The organism is Delftia sp., from assembly GCF_059499305.1.
In genome coordinates this window covers 209682-226968 of sequence record NZ_JCABYI010000033.1, presented here as the reverse complement: position 1 = coordinate 226968, position 17287 = coordinate 209682, and the positions used below count along the sequence as shown (strand labels likewise).

Genomic DNA, 17287 nt, shown 5'->3' with positions numbered 1-17287 from the left:
CCCCGCTGCCCGCGCAGGCCCTTGTGCGCGCCAGGCAACAAGGCGTTACCCGGCTTACGCGGCCAGCCTGCGCACAAGAAGGGGGCGGTGCAGCAGGCTCAGCCCTGCGTGCCCAGATCCTGGAGCCAGGCCATGGCGGCCTGCAGCTCGTCGGGGCGGATCTCATGCATGCTCGGGTATTCGTGGTAGCTCAGTTGCAGCGGCAGGCGCTGCACGTGGCTGCGAATGGCGTGGGCGCTGGTCAGCGGAATGACGTTGTCGTAGGTGCCGTGGCTGACCCAGAGCGACTTGCCGTCGAAGGCCGCGTCAGGGGCCTGGTGCGGCAAGGCCTCGGGCAGCAGGCGGCTGTGCCAGCACATGGCGGCGCGCAGCAGCGCGGGCTGGGTCAGCAGCAGGCTGAGCGCCATGATGCCGCCCTGGCTGAAGCCGCCCGCCACGGTACGCTGGGCAGGAATGCCCAGCCTCGCGCCGGCCTGCTGCACGGTCTGGGCCACCAGGGCGCGGCTGTGCTCTTCTTGCGATGCGTGGATGTGGCGCGTGCCGTTGGCATCCACCGTGAACTGGAACCAGGCATGGGCACTGGGCCCCATGGAAAACGGGGCACGCAGGCTGAGCACGTGGAACTGCGGCGGCACGAACGATGCGAGGCCGAACAGGTCCTGTTCATTGCTGCCAACGCCATGCATGAGCACCAGCAGCCAGGGCTGCTGCCCCGGTGCGGGTTGTGCGGGGCGCTCCAGCGCCAGCAGGGGCAGGTCGATCATCACGGACTCCTTGGTTTTTAAGCGATTTCCGGGACCGGGGTGGTCCCGGGCAACGCGCCATTGTGGCGCCTCGCCAAGTCCGCGGGGGCAGGAGGTTATGCCGCCTGCGCGTCCTCGAAGGCCATCGCATCCATGGCCAGGATGGAGTACATGACTTCGCGGCTCAGATACCGAGGCCGCGCCGTGGCGCCGGCCGCGCCCAGGGCGAAGTACAGCGGCATGAAGTGCTCTTCGCTGGGATGGGCGCGCCGGGCCGAGGGAGCGCGTGCGCGGTAGTCCAGCAGCGCGGGCAGGTCCTGCGCCTGCAGGCGCGACTCGATCCAGCGGCTGAAATCCTGCACGTAGGGCGAGGAGGCGCTGGAGCCGCCGACGGCATGGTCGTCCTGCAGGCCATCCTGGCTGCGCAGGGCCTGCACGGCGTCGTCCACCCGCACCGTGGCCTCGCCCATACCGCCCCGGAATTCGGCCAGGTTGTGCGTCATGCTGCCGGAGCCGACGATGAGCACCCCTTCATCGCGCAGCGCCGCCAGGGCCGCGCCCAGCGCATGGGTTTCGGCCGGCCCGGCCGAGGCGGGAAGGGACAGCTGCACCACGGGCAGGTCGGCATCCGGCAGCAAATGCATCAGCGGCACCCAGGCGCCGTGGTCAAAGGGCCGCTGCGCGTTGGCGGTGGAGGCAATGCCTGCGGCCTGCAGGCGGTCCATGACTTCATGTGCCAGCTGGGGCGCGCCGGGGGCCGGGTACTGCAGTTCGTAGAGCGCGGGCGGGAAGCCGCCGAAGTCGTGCCAGGTGGAGGGCGTGGCTCCGGTCATGACTTCCACGCCATGCGACATCCAGTGCGGCGACATGACGACCACGCCGCGCAGCGGGCCGTGGGCCTGGCGCAGCGCCCTGCCCCATCGCGCGAGCACGGGGCCGGTTTCGCCCGGCTCCAGCGCGAACATGGGCGAGCCGTGGGAGACATAGAGCACGGGCAGCCGAGTGCCTGCCGAAGCGGCTATGGAGGAGGCGCCGGAATCGAGGGAAGCGTGGAAATCTTGCATTCCCCTAATGTAGGGACGCAAGCGGGCCGCGCCAAGCCGCCAAAGGCGGCACACATTGTTGCGCTGGCCGGCTCAATCGTCGCGCGGGCGGCCCCGCAGGGCCTTGGTGGCGCTGTGCCGGCTCTTGCTGTCCAGGCGCCGCCGCTGCGATCCCAGCGTGGGCCGGGTGGCCCGGCGAAGAATGGGTTCGGGATAGGCGGCGGCCACCAGCGCGTTGAGCCGCTGCAGCGCGGCGCGCAGGTTCTGCTCCTGCGTGCGGTACTGCTGGGCCTTGATGACGACCACGCCCTCGTTGGTGATGCGGCCGTCGCGCAGGGCCAGCAGGCGCTGCTGCACGGCCTCGGGCAGGCGCGAGGCGCGCACGTCGAAGCGCAGGTGTACGGCGCTGGAGACCTTGTTCACGTTCTGACCGCCCGCGCCCTGGGCGCGCATGGCGGTCCACTGCACCTCATGCAGCTCGATGGGGCGCATGCGCTCAGGCATCCAGCGCGGCGGTCAATGCCGCCACAAAGGCATCGGGACGCTCATGCATGACCCAGTGGCCCGCGCCGGGCACCAGGGCCAGCCCCCGGAAGTCGCGCGCATGGCGTGCAAAGGCCTGGGCCAGCTCCTGCATCATCGGTCCCGGGTAGAGCGCGTCGTGCTCGCCATAGATGGCCCATACGGGGCCATCCACGGCCTGCAGGGCGCGGGCCAGCACATCGGTGTGCGAGAGGCGGCGGCGCGGAAGGCGGTCGCGTTCCACATTGAGCACATGCAGGGCCAGCGTGTCCTCGTCGATGAGGCTGGCGTCATGCAGCATCAGCGCCTGCAGGTTGTAGCGGTGGGCCACGGCCTGCGCCTCGGGCGTGGCCAGGTGGCGCCAGCCCTTGAGCCGCACGGCCAGGCCCTTGCCCACGCCCATGCCGGGCGCCCCGGCCAGCACCAGGCGCCGGGCCAGCGTGCCGTCGGCAGCGGCCAGCATGCCGGCCGTCATGCCGCCAAAAGAGAAGCCGACCAGATCGCACAGCGGGGCGGCGGGCGCTCTGCCATCGGCCAGCAGTTGCGGCAGGCCCTGGCGCAGCGGCTCGACCAGGGTGTCGGCATCCTGGCCGCCCGGTACCCCATCGGAATCGCCAAAGCCCGGCAGGTCCGGTATCCACAGCTGGCGGCCCTGGGCCAGCAGAGCGTCCATGCAGCGCAGCCAGTGCGTCCAGCTGCCGCTGCCGCCGTGCAGCATGACCACCGGCAGCACGCCCGCGCGCGCCTCGCCCCAGACATGCCAGACCATGTGGCCGTCGTCGGGCCGCGCGGCAGACAGCGGCGTGGTCAGGCGCCGAGCACGGGCGCGCAGGCGCTCTATGGCGACAGGCGTGTTCACCACTGGGCCACGGCGTCGATGGCCAGGCCGTAGCCGGCCACGCCAAAGCCGCACATCACGGCGCGCGCGGCCGCCGACAGGTAGGAGTGGTGGCGGAAGCTCTCGCGCGCATGCACATTGCTGATGTGCAGCTCCACCAGCGGCACGCCCGTGCCCTTGACGGCATCCAGCAGGGCCACGCTGGTGTGGGTGTAGGCGGCGGCGTTGAAGATCAGGCCGGCCAGGCGGCCTTCGGCGTGCACGCGGCCGGCCTCGTGGATCCAGTCCACCAGCTCGCCTTCATGGTTGCTCTGGCGGAACTCCAGGGCCAGACCGTAGCGCGCACAGGCGGCTTCGCACAGCGCACGCACATCGGCCAAGGTCTGGGAGCCATAGATGGCGGGTTCACGCAGGCCCAGCAGGTTCAGGTTCGGGCCATTGAGGACATAGACGGTTTTCACGGCGGGGACACTCCAGGTTTCCAACGGGCTGGATTATGCGGGCCATCCCCGGCTCGGCCGCAACGCTGGCACCACGGAAAAAGCCGCCCCGGAGGGCGGCACAAGTCAATCCAGCCCGGTCCGGCTCAACGGCGCCAGTGACCGTGACCGTGGCCATGACCATGGCGGTATCCGCCACGGTAGCCGCCGCGATAGCCGTATCCATAGCCGGGAACGACCACGACGGGCGGCGCACGGTAGACGGCGCGCGGCGCGTAGTAGACCGGAGGCGGGGGAGCGTAGTAGATGGGCTGGGGCGGCGCCACATAGACGGGGGCCGGCGCCACATAAACGGGCGGGCCATACATGCCCGGCGAATTCAGGCTGATGGACCAGTGCACATCGCCCCGGGCCTGGGCGGCGCCCGAAGCCACCAGGGCGGCCAATGCGAGGCCGGCTGCTGCTGCTCTTGCAACCCACGGGGAAGCTGTCGTTGTCATGGTGTCTCTCCTCGAAGTTGGACAGGCGTGGCAGGCATTGCCGCTGGTGCCGCCTCCCTGCACTTTGGCACAGGGGACGGCACACGCCCTGCATTCTCAACGCGCGACAGGGGTCAACGGATGGCAGGCTTTCCTACAAGTTTGTTTCCAAATGCCTCAACCCTTGCCCGGCGCGGCTGTCCGAAAGCCGTCCGGAGCGGGTCGGCAGGCGCGCGCCTACAATGCTGCGATGAGCTCTGCTGACGCCTCCCCCATCTCCAAAGATCCGGTCAAACCGAGTAACTTTCTGCGCCAAATCATCGAGGCCGACCTGGCCAACGGTACCTACGCCCAGCGCCGCTGGGGTGGAAGCCCCGGTGATGGCGACCACCACAACCAGGGCCAGGTGGACGTGGCGAAGATCCGCACACGCTTCCCGCCCGAGCCCAACGGCTACCTGCACGTGGGCCACGCCAAGGCCATCTGCCTGAACTTCGGCCTGGCGCGCGACTACCAAGGCGCCTGCCACCTGCGCTTCGACGACACCAATCCCGAGAAGGAAGACCAGGAGTACGTGGACAGCATCATCGATGCCGTCCATTGGCTGGGCTTCGGCTGGAAGGAAGCCGACGGTCACGAGAACCTGTACTTCGCCAGCAACTACTTCGACTTCATGTACCGCGCGGCCGAGTACCTGATCGAGCAGGGCCTGGCCTATGTGGACGAGCAAAGCGCCGACGACATGAAGGCCAACCGCGGCGATTTCTCGCGCCCCGGCGTGGACAGCCCGTTCCGCAGCCGCACGGTGGCCGAGAACCTGGCGCGCTTTCGCGAAATGCGCGACGGCAAGCTGCCCGATGGCGCTGCCGTGCTGCGCGCAAAGATCGACATGGCATCGCCCAACATCAATCTGCGCGATCCCGCCATCTACCGCGTGCGCCATGCCGAGCACCACAACACCGGCAACCAGTGGTGCATCTACCCGATGTACACCTTCGCCCATCCCATCGAGGACGCGCTGGAGCACATCACCCACAGCATCTGCACGCTGGAGTTCGAGGACCAGCGCCCGTTCTACGACTGGCTGCTGGACCACCTGCGCGCAGGCGGCCTGATCGCTGCCCCGCAGCCGCGCCAGTACGAGTTCTCGCGCCTGCACCTGACCTATGTGATCACCAGCAAGCGCAAGCTCAAGCACCTGGTGGACAACGGCATCGTCAGCGGCTGGGACGATCCGCGCATGCCCACCATCGTCGGCCTGCGCCGCCGTGGCTACACGCCGCAGAGCATCCAGGCCTTCTGCGAGCGCATCGGCGTGACCAAGGACTACGCCTGGATCGACTACTCCACGCTGGAAGGCTGCCTGCGCGAAGACCTGGAGAACCAGGCCCATCGCGGCATGGTGGCCCTGGACCCGCTGAAGCTGGAGCTGACCAACTGGGCCGAGGTCTTCGGCAGCGCCGAGCACCTGGAAGCCTGCGAGCTGCCTGCCCTGCCCCACGCCGCCGAAGGCCAGCAGGTGCCGGTGCGCCGCTTCACGCTGGGCCGCGAGGTGTGGATCGAGCGCGAGGACTTCGCCGAAGTGCCGCCCAAGGGCTACAAGCGCCTTTTCCCCGGCAACAAGGTGCGCCTGAAGGGCGGCTACGTGATCGAGTGCACGGGCTGCGAGAAGGATGCCGAGGGCAACGTCACCAAGGTGCTGGCCACCGTGGTGCCCGACACCAAGAGCGGCACGCCGGGCGCCGACAGCGTCAAGGTCAAGGCCGCCATCACCTGGGTGGGCGCGGCCGACGGCGTGCAGGCCGAAGTGCGCCTGTACGACCGCCTGTTCACCGACCCGCAGCCCGATGCGGGCGGCAAGGACTTCCTGGCCCTGCTCAACCCGGACAGCCTCAAGGTCGTGACGGCCTACGTGGAGCCGTCGCTGGCCCAGGCACAGCCTGACGACAAGTTCCAGTTCGAGCGCTTCGGCTACTTCGTGGCCGACCGCAAGGACCACGCACCGGGCAAGCCCGTGTTCAACCGCGCAACGGGTCTCAAGGACTCCTGGGGCAAGTAGGCGCACGGCCCGCTGGCGGGCACCTGCACCGCTCCCCCGAAGATGGCCCACCATCCTGCTTTGCAGGGGTGGGCCATCGCACATCGGCGCTTTTGCAGTGACCATGGCCTCAGCACAATTCCAGGCCATGAACCAAGCCTTGCCACAGGCGGCTTCCGCCGCCAAGTTCGACACCTCCCGCGCGGCCGAGTACGAGACGCAAAGCCGCATCGCCCTGGCCGGCTACGACGCCTGCCACGAGCTGGCGGCCTGCCTGCTGGCAGCCAGCCTGGATGCCGGGCCGAAGTCCGTGCTGATTGGCGGCGCCGGTGGCACGGGCCAGGAAATCCTGGCCACGGCGCGGCTCAGGCCGCAGTGGACATTCACGGCCGCCGACCCTTCGGCCCCCATGCTGGACCAGACCATGGACCGCATCGCAGCCGCCGGCCTGTCGGCCCAGGTGCGTGCAGCACCCTGTGCGGTGGAAGACCTGCCCGCCGGCACGGTGTTCGACGCGGCCACGCTGATCGGCGTGCTGCACCACATTCCTGACGATGCGGACAAGCTCAGGCTGCTGCAGGCCCTGTCGGCCAGGCTGGCGCCGGGTGCGCCCTTCATCCTGGCCTGCAATCGCCATCGCTACGACAGCGAGCCGCTGTTTCTCGAAGCCTGGGCCATGCGCTGGCGCATGGCAGGCGCGGACGAGGCCGCCGTCCATGCGAAACTCGGCAAGATCCGGCAGGGCGCGGTTCCACCCGCCTCGGAAGAGGCAGTGGAGCAGATGCTGGCCCAGGCCGGCTTCGTTCAGGCCAAGCGCTTTTTCTCCAGCCTGTTCTGGTGTGCGTGGATTGCCGCCAAGGCCTGATCGTCCCGAGCCGATCGTTCTTTCTCCGCCTTCCTTTCTTTGATTTGCCTTTCAGCATGAACTTCTCCGCACGCCTTCAGCAACTGCCCACCGTCACCCACCTCGCCGCGCTGCAGCTGGCCGATGCCCAGGGCCAGGTCGTGGCCACCATCGAGAACAAGCCCGGCCAGACCGGCTCCCTGGCCGTGTACCACGCGCTGGCCGCCCTCTACGGCGGCAGCATCACGCCGGCCGCCGCCGAACTGGGCCTGGAGTGGTATGCCGAGCACACGCAGGACGCCATCGCCTTCCCCGGCAAGCACCCCAACATCGACCGCCTGCTGGCCTGGTCCAAGGGCGCCGAGAGCTACCAGGCCCGCCTGCTCGCGGCTTGATCGCAGCCTGATTCCGCCTGGGTAAACACCGCGTCACAGAAGTTGCGCGGACTGGGGGCATCGGCTGACACGCCGGTGTCAACGCAGCGTGCACTTTGGCGTTCAAATGACATGTGCCTTGCCGCTTCGGCGCGCAAGGCGTTCCTGCCCAGGAGAACGCAATGCCGCAATCCGCCGTGCCCAGAGCACGCACCATGGCCCCCTCAGCTTCCCACGCCGGCGCCCTGCGCCTGAGCGTGCTGGGCCTGGCCGCCGCCCTGGCGCTGAGCGCCTGCAACGAATCCCAGGACAAGCCCCCGCAGGCCGCCAGCGCGCCGCTGCCGCCTGCCACCGAAAGCGCCCAGCCCGTCGCCACGCCCGTGGCCTATGTGCCGCCGTCGGCCGAGACGCTCTACCAGATGGTGGCGCCCATTGCGCTGTACCCCGACAAGCTTGTGGCCCAGGTGCTGGCCGCCTCCACCTATCCCGACCAGGTCGGCGCCGCCGAGGTCTGGCTGGGGCAGAACCCGGGCCTCAAGCCCCAGGAGCTGCAGGACGCCGTCAACGGCCAGGACTGGGACCCGTCGGTCAAGTCCCTGGCCCAGTTTCCCAATGTGCTGGCGCAGCTGTCTTCCAACATTCCCTGGACTACGGCCCTGGGCAGGGCCTACTACAACGATCCGGCCGACGTGATGAACGCCATCCAGGTAATGCGCCAGCGCGCCTACAGGGCCGGTACGCTCAAGGACTCCAGCCGGCTCAAGGTGGCCGTGGCCGCGCCCGACGCCCCGCCGCGCGATCCCCAGCCAGCGCCCCAGGACATGGGCGAGCCCCTGTCGTCCATGCTGCCGGTGCCGGTGATCGATGCGCCCTCGCAGTTCATCGAGATCACTCCCGCCCAGCCCGACACCGTCTATGTGCCGCAGTACGACCCGGGTGTGGTGTATGGCGAGCCGCTGCCGGTGTATGGCGGCTACCGCCCCATCGTGGCGCCGCAGCCCGTCTACGTGGGCAGTTCGGCCGCGCCCGTGGTGGCGGGGCTGATCGGCTTTGGCGCAGGCGTGATCCTCGCCGAGTCCGTGGACCGTCGCCCCTGGGGCTGGAACTCCTGGGGCATGCGCTGGGGCGAGCCCGGCTACCGCTGGCACCGCAACGAGCCGCCGCCACCGCCCTCGCGCCGGCCAGCCGTGATCTACAACAACAACACCTATGTGACACGCTCGACCACGGTGGTGCAGAACATCCGCAACACGCAGATCAACAACGGTGGCAACGTCACCCACATCGCGAACAACCCGCACGTCGAGCCCCGCCCTGCCGGCAACCCGCCCAACCCGCCACAGGGCGGCGATCCGCGCCCGGGCGGCATGGCCGCGGCGGCCCTGGCCGGCGCCGCCGGCATGGCAGGCGCGGCCGCCGCCGCGCATGGCGGCATGCCGCAGCGGCTGGGCCTGAGGCCACCGCAGGGCGGCCCGCCGGCGTCTTCCCAAGGCATGCTGCCGCCCGGCGCCACGCAAGGATCTGCCCGGCATGACGGCGCCGATCGCGGCCGCCCGGGCCTGCGGCCCGATGACCGGCCGCAGGCAGCGTTGCAGCCCAGGATGAACCCGGTGCCGGCCTCGCAGCCGGGCCAGTTCGGCAAGTGGCCGCAGGCTCCGCATTCGACCCAGGCTGCAGGGGTGCAGCGCCCGCCAGCCGCCCTGCCCGCTGCCGCCATGCCGGGCGAGCGGGGCCGCGATTCCCGCGTGCCTTCGTGGTCGTCTGCCGCCGCGCAGCAGGGCATGCGGCAGCAGGACCGGCAGGACCGCGACCGTTCCATGGCCGATGCCGCGCGCATGCGCCAGCAGCAGCAACAGCAGATGGAGATGCAGACCGCCCGCCTGCGTGGCGAGGAGCAGTCGCGGCAGCAACAGCAACAGCAACAACGGCAGCAACAACAGGCCCAGCGCCAGGCACAGATGCAGATGCAGGCCAGGGACCAGGCCCGCGAACAGGCGCAGATGCAGGCCCGCCAGCAGCAGTTGCAGCAACAACAGCAACAGCAACAAGCCCGTGCGCAGGAACAGATGCAGGCCAGAATGCAGGCCCAACAACAGGCGCAGCAGCAAGCGCAACGACAGGCCCAGATGCAGGAGCGTCAGGCGCAGCAGCAACGCATGCAGCTCCAGCAGGCACAGCAGGCCCAGGCGCGCGCCCAGCAGCAGCAGGCCCGCGCGCAGCAGGAGCAGCGCCAACAGCAGCAGCGTATGGCCAACGCATCCCGCCCGCAGGAACGGCGCGGCGGACGTGACGAACGCCGGGACCGCTGAACGGCCCGGCAGAGGTTTGGCTTGGCGCACGCTTGGCGGACAATGGGGCGATCGATAACGGCCCCATGCCGGCGCCAAGCCCGCCGCTTCATCCATGCAGATACCGACGACGAATCCCCGCTCCCGCCGACTGTTCGTGCAATCCCTGTGCGCCTCGGGCGCGGGCCTGATCCTTCCCTCCTGGGCCGCCAAGGCCGCAGCGCCCTCCAGCGAATCCCCCTGGCCCCATGACAGCCGCGTGCCCGGCGGCGTGGCCCGCCTGTCGCTGGGGCCCGCATCCCAGCGGCCCCAGGTACTGGCCGGCGACGTGCCCGTGCTGGTGGTGGGCGACATGATCGAATGGACGGCCGTGGTCGGCATTGCGCTGTCGGCCGCACCTGGCACCCACAGCGTGACCGTGAAGGGCGAAGGCGCAGCGCGCTCCCTGGCCTACGAGGTGCGTGACAAGAAGTACACCGAGCAGCGCCTGAAGGTCTCGCCCAAGACCGTGGACCTGTCGCCCGAGGACGATGCGCGCTACCAGCGTGAGCGCGCCCACCAGCAGACCATCATGGCGCTGTTCACCGAGCCGCCCGCACGCCCCGGCGACCTGCGCATGCGCCAGCCCGTGCCGGGCCGGCGCAGCAGCAGCTTCGGCCTGCGCCGCGTGTTCAACGGCCAGCCGCGCAATCCGCACAGCGGCATGGACATCGCGGCAGCCACGGGCACCAACGTCGTCGCGCCGCTGCCGGGCAAGGTGGTGGACGTGGGCGACTATTTCTTCAACGGCGGCACCGTGTGGCTGGACCACGGCGGTGGCCTGCTGAGCATGTACTGCCACCTGAGCAGCGTGCAGTGCAAGCTGGGCGATCAGCTGGACACGGGAGAGGCCTTCTGCAAGGTCGGCGCCACGGGCCGCGTCACCGGCCCGCACCTGCACTGGGGCGTGATGCTCAACCGCAGCATGGTGGATCCGGCGCTGTTCCTGGCGGCGTGAACGGGGCTGTGGCGCCCGCCGGCGTCAGTGGTCGGCCGAGGGAATGGTGTTCTGCGGCGCCACCGGCGTGGGCACGGCGATGGAGTCGCGGTCCTGCGCCAGGTAGCGCGAGACCAGCTCGAAGAAGCTGTCGTAGAAGCCGCTCTTGGCAATCGTCTCGCTGCCCACCTTGACCATGGAGTCGCTGCCCGAGGAGAACGGCAGCGACACGGACCCCAGCGCACCCACGCCCAGGCTGGCCGAGTTGGCGCTCTTCTTCAGGGTATAGCGGTCCTGCAGCGCCGTGACAAAGCCGATGCTGACCTGGCCGTCGGCGGTCTCCGGCACGCAGACCACGCGGATGTTCATCTGCAGGTTCAGCTCCGGGTCGGGCTGGAAGCTCTTGCTGCCTTCTATGAGTTCGGCCGTGCGCGCCATGGCGATGTAGCCCTGGCTCAGCAGCGCGCGGCGCGCGGCCTCGCAGGTCTGGGCCGGCGAGGCATCGAACATGCGCGAGAAGGTCTCGGTGGAGCCGAAGCTCTCCTGCACCGGCACATGCTGGGGAATCGTCGAGCCGCAGCCCGCCAGCACCATGATGACGGCCAAAGCCCCTGCGCAGCGCATGCCACGCCCCCTGTTTGCTGCACTCCAACGTCGATACACGAACCTGCTCCTTGCTCCGGTGCCGCTGCCTGCGGATGGCATGGCGGCTGGCCGCCTATTCTCACCCGAGCGCAATGCAATGGCCGGCAACTTTGCAGCAATCGGTTTTTCCGTCTGCATCAAATAGATGCAAACGAATGTGAATAGCGCCCCGTTCTGACAAGCGCCGCCGCGCATCTGCGTTATGGTGCCCCGGTTCGGCCAGGGCCGGTGCGGCTCATGCCGCACCCGGGCTGCCCAAGCCTGCCGCCGCTGCGCCTGTACCTGTACCCATCAACCAAGGAACTCAACATGAAGCCAAGCTGGACCTGGTGCCTGCCCGTGATCGTCACCATGGGGCTCGGCGCCTGCAGCCATATCGACAAGGGCGGCAACGCCGAAGACGGCGCCAAGCCCCAGGTGTCGGCTCCTGCCGGCCCGCCCGGTGACGCCCAATCGCTGACCGCCTACCACTGGAGTCTTCGCCAGGCCTTCACGCCCCAGGGCACCGAGGACCAGAGCTGGTTCCTGACGGCCGCCTCGCGCAAGCGGCCCCTGCAACTGGAGTTCGCCGACCAGCGCCTGGCCGTCAAGAACCTGTGCAACGTGGTGACCACGGGCTACCGCACCGAAGGCAACCGCATCGCCACCCAGCGCGCCGCCAGCACGCTGATGGCCTGCGATGACGACCAATTGATGGCGCTGGAGCAAAAGGTGGCCCGCATCCTGCCCACGGCCAAGCAATGGTCCGTGCAACTGGGCGAAGGCAAGCAGCCTGCGCGCCTGACGCTCACCTTCATCGACGGCACGCGCTGGCAGCTCGACGGCTCGCCCACGGCCCAGACCCAGTACGGCAGCGCAGGCGAACGCATCTTCCTGGAAGTGGCGCCCCAGCGCACGGCCTGCAACCACCCGCTGATCAAGGACTTCCAGTGCCTGCGCGTGCGCGAGATCCGCTACGGCGACAACGGCGTGAAGACCTCCACCGGCGAGTGGGAGAACTTCTACAGCGAGATCGAGGGCTACAAGCACGAGCCCGGCATCCGCAACGTGCTGCGCATCCAGCGCTACAAGCGCCAGAACGTGCCGGCCGACGCATCGGCCTACGCCTATGTGCTGGACATGGTGGTCGAGAGCGAGCGCGTGGGCCGCTGAGCGCGCCTGCTGCCCCACAGCCCTGAAGGCCTGCACTGCGCAGGCCTTTTTTGTGGGCTGCGCCTCACAGCACCGGACTGAGCATCGCCAGCAGGTTGTTCCAGATGCGCCGGCCCCAGGGCCAGGCGTGGACCTGGGCGGCGGTGATGCGGTCGGACTGGCGGATGTAGTCGGCCTGGCGCCGGCGGATGGCCTGGGTCACGGCCTCGTCCTGCAGCAGCACATTGTTCTCGAAGTTCAGGTCGAAGCTGCGCAGGTCCAGGTTGGTGGAGCCCAGCAAAGCCACCTGCCCGTCCACGCACAGGGTCTTGGCATGCAGCAGGCCGGGGCGGAATTCATGGAGCATGACGCCGGCACGCAGCAGGTAGCGGTAGGTGCTGCGGCTGGCCGCGCCCACGATCCACGAATCGTTGCGCGCGGGCAGGATGAGACTGACCTGCACGCCGCGCCAGGCGGCGGCGCACAGGGCCTCGAGCACCGTGGCGTCGGGAATGAAGTAAGGGGTGGAGATCACGACCTCGCGCCGTGCGCTGGCCAGCAGCGTGGACACGAGCTGCGAGGTGGAGCGGGGCCGCTCGGCCGGGCCTTCGGCAATGACGACGGCGGCAAAGCCGCCTGCAGGCCGGTCGGGCAGACCGTTTGCGGACCGGACAGCCAACGGCATGGGAGGAACCTGGGCGACGCTGCGTGCCTGCGCCCAGTCGCTGGCGAACACCTGCTGCATCTGCGCCACCACCGGACCCTGCATGCGCAGCATGACATCCACCCAGGGCGCATAGCGGGCCTTGACGGCAAAGGCTTCATCCGCGCAGTTCTGGCTGCCGCAGTAGGTGATGCGCTGGTCGATCACGGTGATCTTGCGGTGGTTGCGCAGGTCCAGGCGGCTGGTGAACATCACGCGGATCGGATGGCTGGTGGGCAGGGCCACGGCCAGCTGCACGCCCGCCTGGGCCATCTGCTGCCAGAGGTCGGTGCGCAGCAGCGCGCGCGAGCCCAGGCCGTCCACCATGGCGCGGCAGACCACGCCACGCCGTGCCGCGCGCACCAGCGCCTGGGCCACGGCCGTGCCCGTGTGATCAGCCAGCCAGATGTAGTACAGCACGTTGATTTCATGCTGGGCGGCGTCCATGTCGGCCAGCATGCGGGCGCGGGCCTCGGCGCCATCGGCCATGAGCTGCGCGGTGTGGCCCGGCTGTGCGGCAAAGCGGTTGATGGAGGCCGCATAGCCGAAGGCAGCCTGCCACTGCGGGGCGATGCCCGCTATCGGCACGGCGGCGCCGTGGTCCATGGCAGCGCCTGCCGCGAAGTCCTGCACCTTGCGGTACCGGGCCCGGCCGCGGCGGCGCAGCGTGACTTCGCCAAACAGGTAGTACAGCGCGCAACTGACGTAGGGCAGCAGCACGATGACGGTGAGCCAGCCCATGCGAACGTCGGGGCGCACATCGTCACGCAAAAGGATGCGCAGGCCGAAACCCGCGATGAGCAGCAGATGCAATGCGATAAGCAGCCAGGTCATGCGGCCAGCATAGCGGCGGCATTGCGGACCTGTTTCTCAGGCGCGCAATGTTTCACGGGGGCACGGGCCTTGATCTGCGGCGGGCGGCTACCCCCCCCGGCCATGGATACAGGAACAGAATTCCACGAAAAACCTGAATCATGACGAAAGTACACGCACACATCCCACGGAACTTTTCCGTTGGATGAAGAAAATGACGATGGCGTGACGGTTATGCCCAGCGACTGTGGGCCTGCCTGTGGACAAGCTTCGGGACAACCCGTGTTTGCGGCGCCAGCCTTGGCTTTGCCGGTGGCGCTCAAAAAACAGGCATGTTGCGCCGCCGCCGCAATGTTTCACGCAGCACCGGCAGGGTTCTCAGCGAAAGCGGAAACGGCCTTCGACGAACATGGAGGACCGGTGGCCGCCCTCGCTGGCCGGATCGGCAAAGGACCAGAAGGCCTGCACCGTTCCCTGCGCCGTGTCTATGACCTGGCTGACGGTGAAACCGGTTTTCTCGATCCAGTTGAGGAAGTGCAGGCTGTCGCTGACCTGCAGGTAGCTGAGCCGTTCACAGCCGTCGGACACATGGCCCAGGGAATCGACCACATGCCAGACCATCTGGCCCTGCGGCGTGTACCGCACATCAGCCTTGCTATCGGGGAAATCGATGACCGCTTCGCGCCCGATCAAGGTGCCGGCGTATTGCATGGACAACATGGACATGGTGTGTTGCTCCTCTGATGCGGGGTTCTGGCCTGACCCGTGATGGCATGTTCACGCGCCGCGTCCCCGGTGTTTGTGGGAGCAGGCCGCATGCCTTCGTCGGCAGCATGGCGCAGGCGGTTCGGCCTGCAGGGCGGCGGCATTTCGCAGATACTGCGCGTGCTCTGCCACGGACTTCCGATCTTGCCCTCCTCCCCGCTTCCCCCCACTTCGGCCGACAGCCCCGCTGCCGGCCTGCGCAACAGCGCCTTCGTCCCTTTCGTCATGGCGCGCATGCTGTCCATGTTCGCCCAGCAGATGCAGGCCGTGGTCGTCGCCTGGCAGGTCTACGACCTGACGCGCGACCCCATGTCCCTGGCCTATGTGGGACTGGCCCAGTTCCTGCCCATGCTGGCGCTGCTGATTCCGGCAGGCGACCTCAGCGACCGCATGAGCCGCAAGCGCCTGCTGTCGGGCAGCTGGGCCGTGGCGGCGCTGTGCTCCCTGCTGCTGCTGTGGCTGTCCTGGCACGAGGGCGCTGCCGCGCACGATGTGCACTGGATCTACGCCGTGCTGGTGCTGTTCGGCTGCAGCCGCGCCTTCACGGGGCCGGCCCTGCAAAGCCTGCTGCCGCAAATCGTGCCGCGCGAGCAGCTGGCCCAGGCGCTGGCCACCAACAGCATGCTGATGCGCACGGCCGCCATCGCGGCGCCCGTGCTGGGCGGCCTGCTCTACGCCTGGGGCGGCGCCGTGCTGACCTATGCGGTCTGCGGCGTGTCCCTGGTGCTGGCCGTGCTGCTGCTGGGCACGGTGCCCGTGCGCTATGCCGAAGCCATGGCGCCGGCCGGCGGCTCGCTGTGGCTGCGCTTTGGCGAAGGCATCCACTTCATCCGCACGCGCCCCATCATCCTGGGCACGATTTCGCTGGACCTGTTCGCCGTGCTGCTGGGCGGCGTGGTGGCCCTGCTGCCCGTGTACGCGCACGAGGTGCTCAAGGTCGGGCCCGAAGGCCTGGGCCTGCTGCGCTCGTCCATGACCGTGGGCGAGGTGGCCATGGGCCTGTGGCTGTCGGCCCGCCCCATACAGCGCCATGTGGGCCGCGTGATGTTCGCCGCCGTGGCCATCTTCGGCGTGGCCAATCTGGTGTTTGCGCTGTCGCACTGGTTCTGGCTGTCCATGGCGGCGCTGATGCTGGCGGGTGCGGCCGACATGGTGAGCGTGTACATCCGCTCGGCCCTGGTGCAGTTTTCCACGCCCGACTCCATGCGCGGGCGCGTGAACGCGGTGAACATGCTGTTCATCGGCTCGTCCAACGAACTGGGCGAGTTCCGTGCCGGCACCAGCGCCGCCTGGCTGGGCGCGGTGCCCGCTGCCGTGGTGGGCAGCCTGTGCACACTGGGCGTGGTCGGCAGCTGGATGACCCTGTTCAAGCCGCTGCGCGACGTGGACCGGCTGGAAGACGCGGCCCGCGTGGGCCAGGGCTAAAGCAGCTCGGCCCGCAGCTGCTGCGCAGTTTTGGGCGACAGCAGGCCGGGCGCCACGTCAAAGACGGTCCTGCAGCCCGTCTGCCCCGATTGCTGCAGCCGGTGCACGGCGCGCGCATAGGCCACGAGCACGCTGGCCGTGAACTCCGGGTTGCTGTCCAGCTGCAGCCGGTATTCGATGGAATGGCGCAGCCCATCGGAGCTGCTGCCGCTGCGGATGACGAAGCCGCCATGCGGCATGGCCGCATGGTCACGGGCCAGCTCCTGCGCGCTGATGAAGTGCACCGTGGTGTCGTACTCGTCGAAGTAATGCGGCATGCCGGTGATGGCCTGGCGCACGCCGTCGGCATCGGCCCCATGCTCCAGCACCACAAAGCACTCGCGCCGGTGCCGCTCGCGCGCAGACAGTTCGGGCCGCACGCCGCTGCGCACGCGCTGCACGGCCTCGTCCACGGGAAGGGTGTACTGCACGCCGCCGGCCACGCCGGGAATGCGGCGGATGGCGTCGGAGTGCCCCTGGCTCAGGCCCTTGCCCCAGAAGGTGTAGGTGGCGCCATCGGGCAGCAGGGCCTCGCCCATGAGGCGCTGCAGGGAGAACATGCCCGGGTCCCAGCCGGCCGAGATCAGCGCCGTGGTGCCCGCCGCGCGGGCCGCCGCGTCGACCAGCTCGAAATGCCCGGGAATGCGCGCATGCGTGTCAAAGCTGTCCACCAGGCTGAAATGTGCGGCCAGCGCGGGGGACTGCTGCGGCAGGTCGTCCTTGGAGCCGCCGCACAGCACCAGCACGTCGATGCCTGCGCGATGGGCCAGCAGGCTGTCCATGTCGTGCACGGGCGTGCCGGGCTGCAGCGGACGCAGCTGCGCCGGATCGCGGCGGGTGTAGATGCCGGCCAGCACCATGTCGGGGTTGCGGGCAATGGCCGCCTCCACGCCACGGCCCAGGTTGCCGTGGCCGACGATGGCGATGCGGATGGGAGCGGTGCTGCGATGGTCCATGCGGTGCGGTGCCTTTGCGATGAGGTTCAAAAACTGCGGCTCGAAAATGAGGTTCATGCGCCAGCGCAGAACCAGGCGCGATCTTGCATCGCCACGGAGCCGCCAGTCGTGCACTGCCGGGCAGCACTGCGTTGCCCTGCGCGGGGGTACTGAGCGGCGATGTTGGGCAGGGGCATTGGGAGTGGGTCGAGGGCCGTGGTGGACAGCAGCGCCTACACTCACGCC

17 protein-coding genes are annotated in these 17287 nt (G+C 68.9%); 7 read left to right on the top strand and 10 right to left on the bottom strand.

Translation table 11 applies throughout. The annotated features are described in order from the left end of the window. Positions 1–98 precede the first annotated feature (98 nt). The 6 genes from AC5I49_RS24325 to AC5I49_RS24300 all read right to left on the bottom strand — a co-directional run bounded on the left by AC5I49_RS24325 (position 99) and on the right by AC5I49_RS24300 (position 4086). Positions 99–764: an alpha/beta hydrolase gene (locus AC5I49_RS24325; protein WP_016450545.1), complete on the bottom strand. Its 666-nt coding sequence runs from the start codon at positions 762–764 to the stop codon at positions 99–101. 95 nt (positions 765–859) lie between these two features. Next, positions 860–1807: a dioxygenase family protein gene (locus AC5I49_RS24320; RefSeq protein WP_244386525.1), complete on the bottom strand. Its 948-nt coding sequence runs from the start codon at positions 1805–1807 to the stop codon at positions 860–862. 72 nt (positions 1808–1879) lie between these two features. After that, positions 1880–2290, bottom strand: a complete 411-nt coding sequence (gene arfB, locus AC5I49_RS24315; protein WP_016450547.1) for an alternative ribosome rescue aminoacyl-tRNA hydrolase ArfB — start codon at positions 2288–2290, stop codon at positions 1880–1882. Then, a complete protein-coding gene (locus tag AC5I49_RS24310; RefSeq protein ID WP_495790020.1) occupies positions 2283–3167 on the bottom strand; it encodes an alpha/beta fold hydrolase in 885 nt (294 codons plus the stop codon). Before AC5I49_RS24310 ends, arfB begins: the two co-directional genes overlap by 8 nt. Continuing rightward, a complete protein-coding gene (gene aroQ, locus AC5I49_RS24305; protein WP_016450549.1) occupies positions 3164–3607 on the bottom strand; it encodes a type II 3-dehydroquinate dehydratase in 444 nt (147 codons plus the stop codon). The genes AC5I49_RS24310 and aroQ overlap by 4 nt, the downstream gene beginning before the upstream one ends. A gap of 125 nt (positions 3608–3732) precedes the next feature. Beyond that, the gene (locus AC5I49_RS24300) at positions 3733–4086 is read right to left on the bottom strand and encodes a hypothetical protein (RefSeq protein ID WP_016453885.1); all 354 of its coding nucleotides are present in this window, start codon (positions 4084–4086) and stop codon (positions 3733–3735) included. Between the two features lie 229 nt (positions 4087–4315). Here AC5I49_RS24300 and AC5I49_RS24295 point away from each other — a divergent pair, with 229 nt between their 5' ends. The 5 genes from AC5I49_RS24295 (at position 4316) to AC5I49_RS24275 (ending at position 10606) form a co-directional block, all read left to right on the top strand. Next, positions 4316–6124 (top strand): glutamine--tRNA ligase/YqeY domain fusion protein, encoded by a 1809-nt coding sequence (locus AC5I49_RS24295; protein ID WP_047468446.1) that lies wholly within the window; start codon positions 4316–4318, stop codon positions 6122–6124. Positions 6125–6251: 127 nt separating this feature from the next. After that, positions 6252–6968, top strand: coding sequence for a class I SAM-dependent methyltransferase (locus AC5I49_RS24290; protein WP_047325724.1), 717 nt, complete (start codon positions 6252–6254; stop codon positions 6966–6968). A 56-nt stretch (positions 6969–7024) separates the two neighbouring features. Continuing rightward, positions 7025–7342, top strand: a complete 318-nt coding sequence (locus tag AC5I49_RS24285; RefSeq protein WP_016453887.1) for a DUF2322 family protein — start codon at positions 7025–7027, stop codon at positions 7340–7342. Positions 7343–7503: 161 nt separating this feature from the next. Then, positions 7504–9630: a DUF3300 domain-containing protein gene (locus AC5I49_RS24280; RefSeq protein WP_495790019.1), complete on the top strand. Its 2127-nt coding sequence runs from the start codon at positions 7504–7506 to the stop codon at positions 9628–9630. 94 nt (positions 9631–9724) lie between these two features. After that, the gene (locus AC5I49_RS24275; RefSeq protein WP_016450475.1) at positions 9725–10606 is read left to right on the top strand and encodes a peptidoglycan DD-metalloendopeptidase family protein; all 882 of its coding nucleotides are present in this window, start codon (positions 9725–9727) and stop codon (positions 10604–10606) included. A gap of 24 nt (positions 10607–10630) precedes the next feature. Here the strand turns inward: AC5I49_RS24275 and AC5I49_RS24270 are convergent, their stop codons facing one another. Next, positions 10631–11209 carry a DUF2242 domain-containing protein gene (locus AC5I49_RS24270; RefSeq protein WP_016450474.1) on the bottom strand — a complete coding sequence of 193 codons (579 nt, stop codon included), beginning with the start codon at positions 11207–11209 and terminating at the stop codon, positions 10631–10633. A gap of 330 nt (positions 11210–11539) precedes the next feature. On the opposite strand from AC5I49_RS24270, the gene AC5I49_RS24265 reads away from it, so the two are divergent. Beyond that, the gene (locus AC5I49_RS24265) at positions 11540–12382 is read left to right on the top strand and encodes an META and DUF4377 domain-containing protein (protein ID WP_016450473.1); all 843 of its coding nucleotides are present in this window, start codon (positions 11540–11542) and stop codon (positions 12380–12382) included. Positions 12383–12446: 64 nt separating this feature from the next. On the opposite strand, the gene cls is transcribed toward AC5I49_RS24265, so the two are convergent. Then, positions 12447–13898, bottom strand: coding sequence for a cardiolipin synthase (cls, locus tag AC5I49_RS24260; protein WP_016450472.1), 1452 nt, complete (start codon positions 13896–13898; stop codon positions 12447–12449). A gap of 357 nt (positions 13899–14255) precedes the next feature. Beyond that, on the bottom strand, positions 14256–14603 hold the full coding sequence (locus tag AC5I49_RS24255; protein WP_012204400.1) for a MoaF-related domain-containing protein: 348 nt from the start codon (positions 14601–14603) through the stop codon (positions 14256–14258). A gap of 90 nt (positions 14604–14693) precedes the next feature. Between AC5I49_RS24255 and AC5I49_RS24250 the strand changes: the two genes are divergently transcribed. Beyond that, positions 14694–16067: an MFS transporter gene (locus AC5I49_RS24250; protein ID WP_016450471.1), complete on the top strand. Its 1374-nt coding sequence runs from the start codon at positions 14694–14696 to the stop codon at positions 16065–16067. Here AC5I49_RS24250 and AC5I49_RS24245 read toward each other — a convergent pair. Further along, on the bottom strand, positions 16064–17062 hold the full coding sequence (locus AC5I49_RS24245) for a diaminopimelate dehydrogenase (RefSeq protein WP_495790018.1): 999 nt from the start codon (positions 17060–17062) through the stop codon (positions 16064–16066). The two genes, AC5I49_RS24250 and AC5I49_RS24245, sit on opposite strands and share 4 nt — an antisense overlap. Positions 17063–17287: the final 225 nt, after the last annotated feature.

What these genes read in the sequence shown, in the direction of transcription:
- AC5I49_RS24325 (WP_016450545.1), bottom strand. Translation starts at nt 764, where the DNA reads ATGATCGACCTGCCCCTGCTGGCGCTGGAGCGCCCCGCACAACCCGCA.
- AC5I49_RS24320 (WP_244386525.1), bottom strand. Translation starts at nt 1,807, where the DNA reads ATGCAAGATTTCCACGCTTCCCTCGATTCCGGCGCCTCCTCCATAGCC.
- arfB (WP_016450547.1), bottom strand. Translation starts at nt 2,290, where the DNA reads ATGCCTGAGCGCATGCGCCCCATCGAGCTGCATGAGGTGCAGTGGACC.
- AC5I49_RS24300 (WP_016453885.1), bottom strand. Translation starts at nt 4,086, where the DNA reads ATGACAACGACAGCTTCCCCGTGGGTTGCAAGAGCAGCAGCAGCCGGC.
- AC5I49_RS24295 (WP_047468446.1), top strand. Translation starts at nt 4,316, where the DNA reads ATGAGCTCTGCTGACGCCTCCCCCATCTCCAAAGATCCGGTCAAACCG.
- AC5I49_RS24290 (WP_047325724.1), top strand. Translation starts at nt 6,252, where the DNA reads ATGAACCAAGCCTTGCCACAGGCGGCTTCCGCCGCCAAGTTCGACACC.
- AC5I49_RS24285 (WP_016453887.1), top strand. Translation starts at nt 7,025, where the DNA reads ATGAACTTCTCCGCACGCCTTCAGCAACTGCCCACCGTCACCCACCTC.
- AC5I49_RS24280 (WP_495790019.1), top strand. Translation starts at nt 7,504, where the DNA reads ATGCCGCAATCCGCCGTGCCCAGAGCACGCACCATGGCCCCCTCAGCT.
- AC5I49_RS24275 (WP_016450475.1), top strand. Translation starts at nt 9,725, where the DNA reads ATGCAGATACCGACGACGAATCCCCGCTCCCGCCGACTGTTCGTGCAA.
- AC5I49_RS24270 (WP_016450474.1), bottom strand. Translation starts at nt 11,209, where the DNA reads ATGCGCTGCGCAGGGGCTTTGGCCGTCATCATGGTGCTGGCGGGCTGC.
- AC5I49_RS24265 (WP_016450473.1), top strand. Translation starts at nt 11,540, where the DNA reads ATGAAGCCAAGCTGGACCTGGTGCCTGCCCGTGATCGTCACCATGGGG.
- cls (WP_016450472.1), bottom strand. Translation starts at nt 13,898, where the DNA reads ATGACCTGGCTGCTTATCGCATTGCATCTGCTGCTCATCGCGGGTTTC.
- AC5I49_RS24255 (WP_012204400.1), bottom strand. Translation starts at nt 14,603, where the DNA reads ATGTCCATGTTGTCCATGCAATACGCCGGCACCTTGATCGGGCGCGAA.
- AC5I49_RS24250 (WP_016450471.1), top strand. Translation starts at nt 14,694, where the DNA reads ATGCCTTCGTCGGCAGCATGGCGCAGGCGGTTCGGCCTGCAGGGCGGC.
- AC5I49_RS24245 (WP_495790018.1), bottom strand. Translation starts at nt 17,062, where the DNA reads ATGGACCATCGCAGCACCGCTCCCATCCGCATCGCCATCGTCGGCCAC.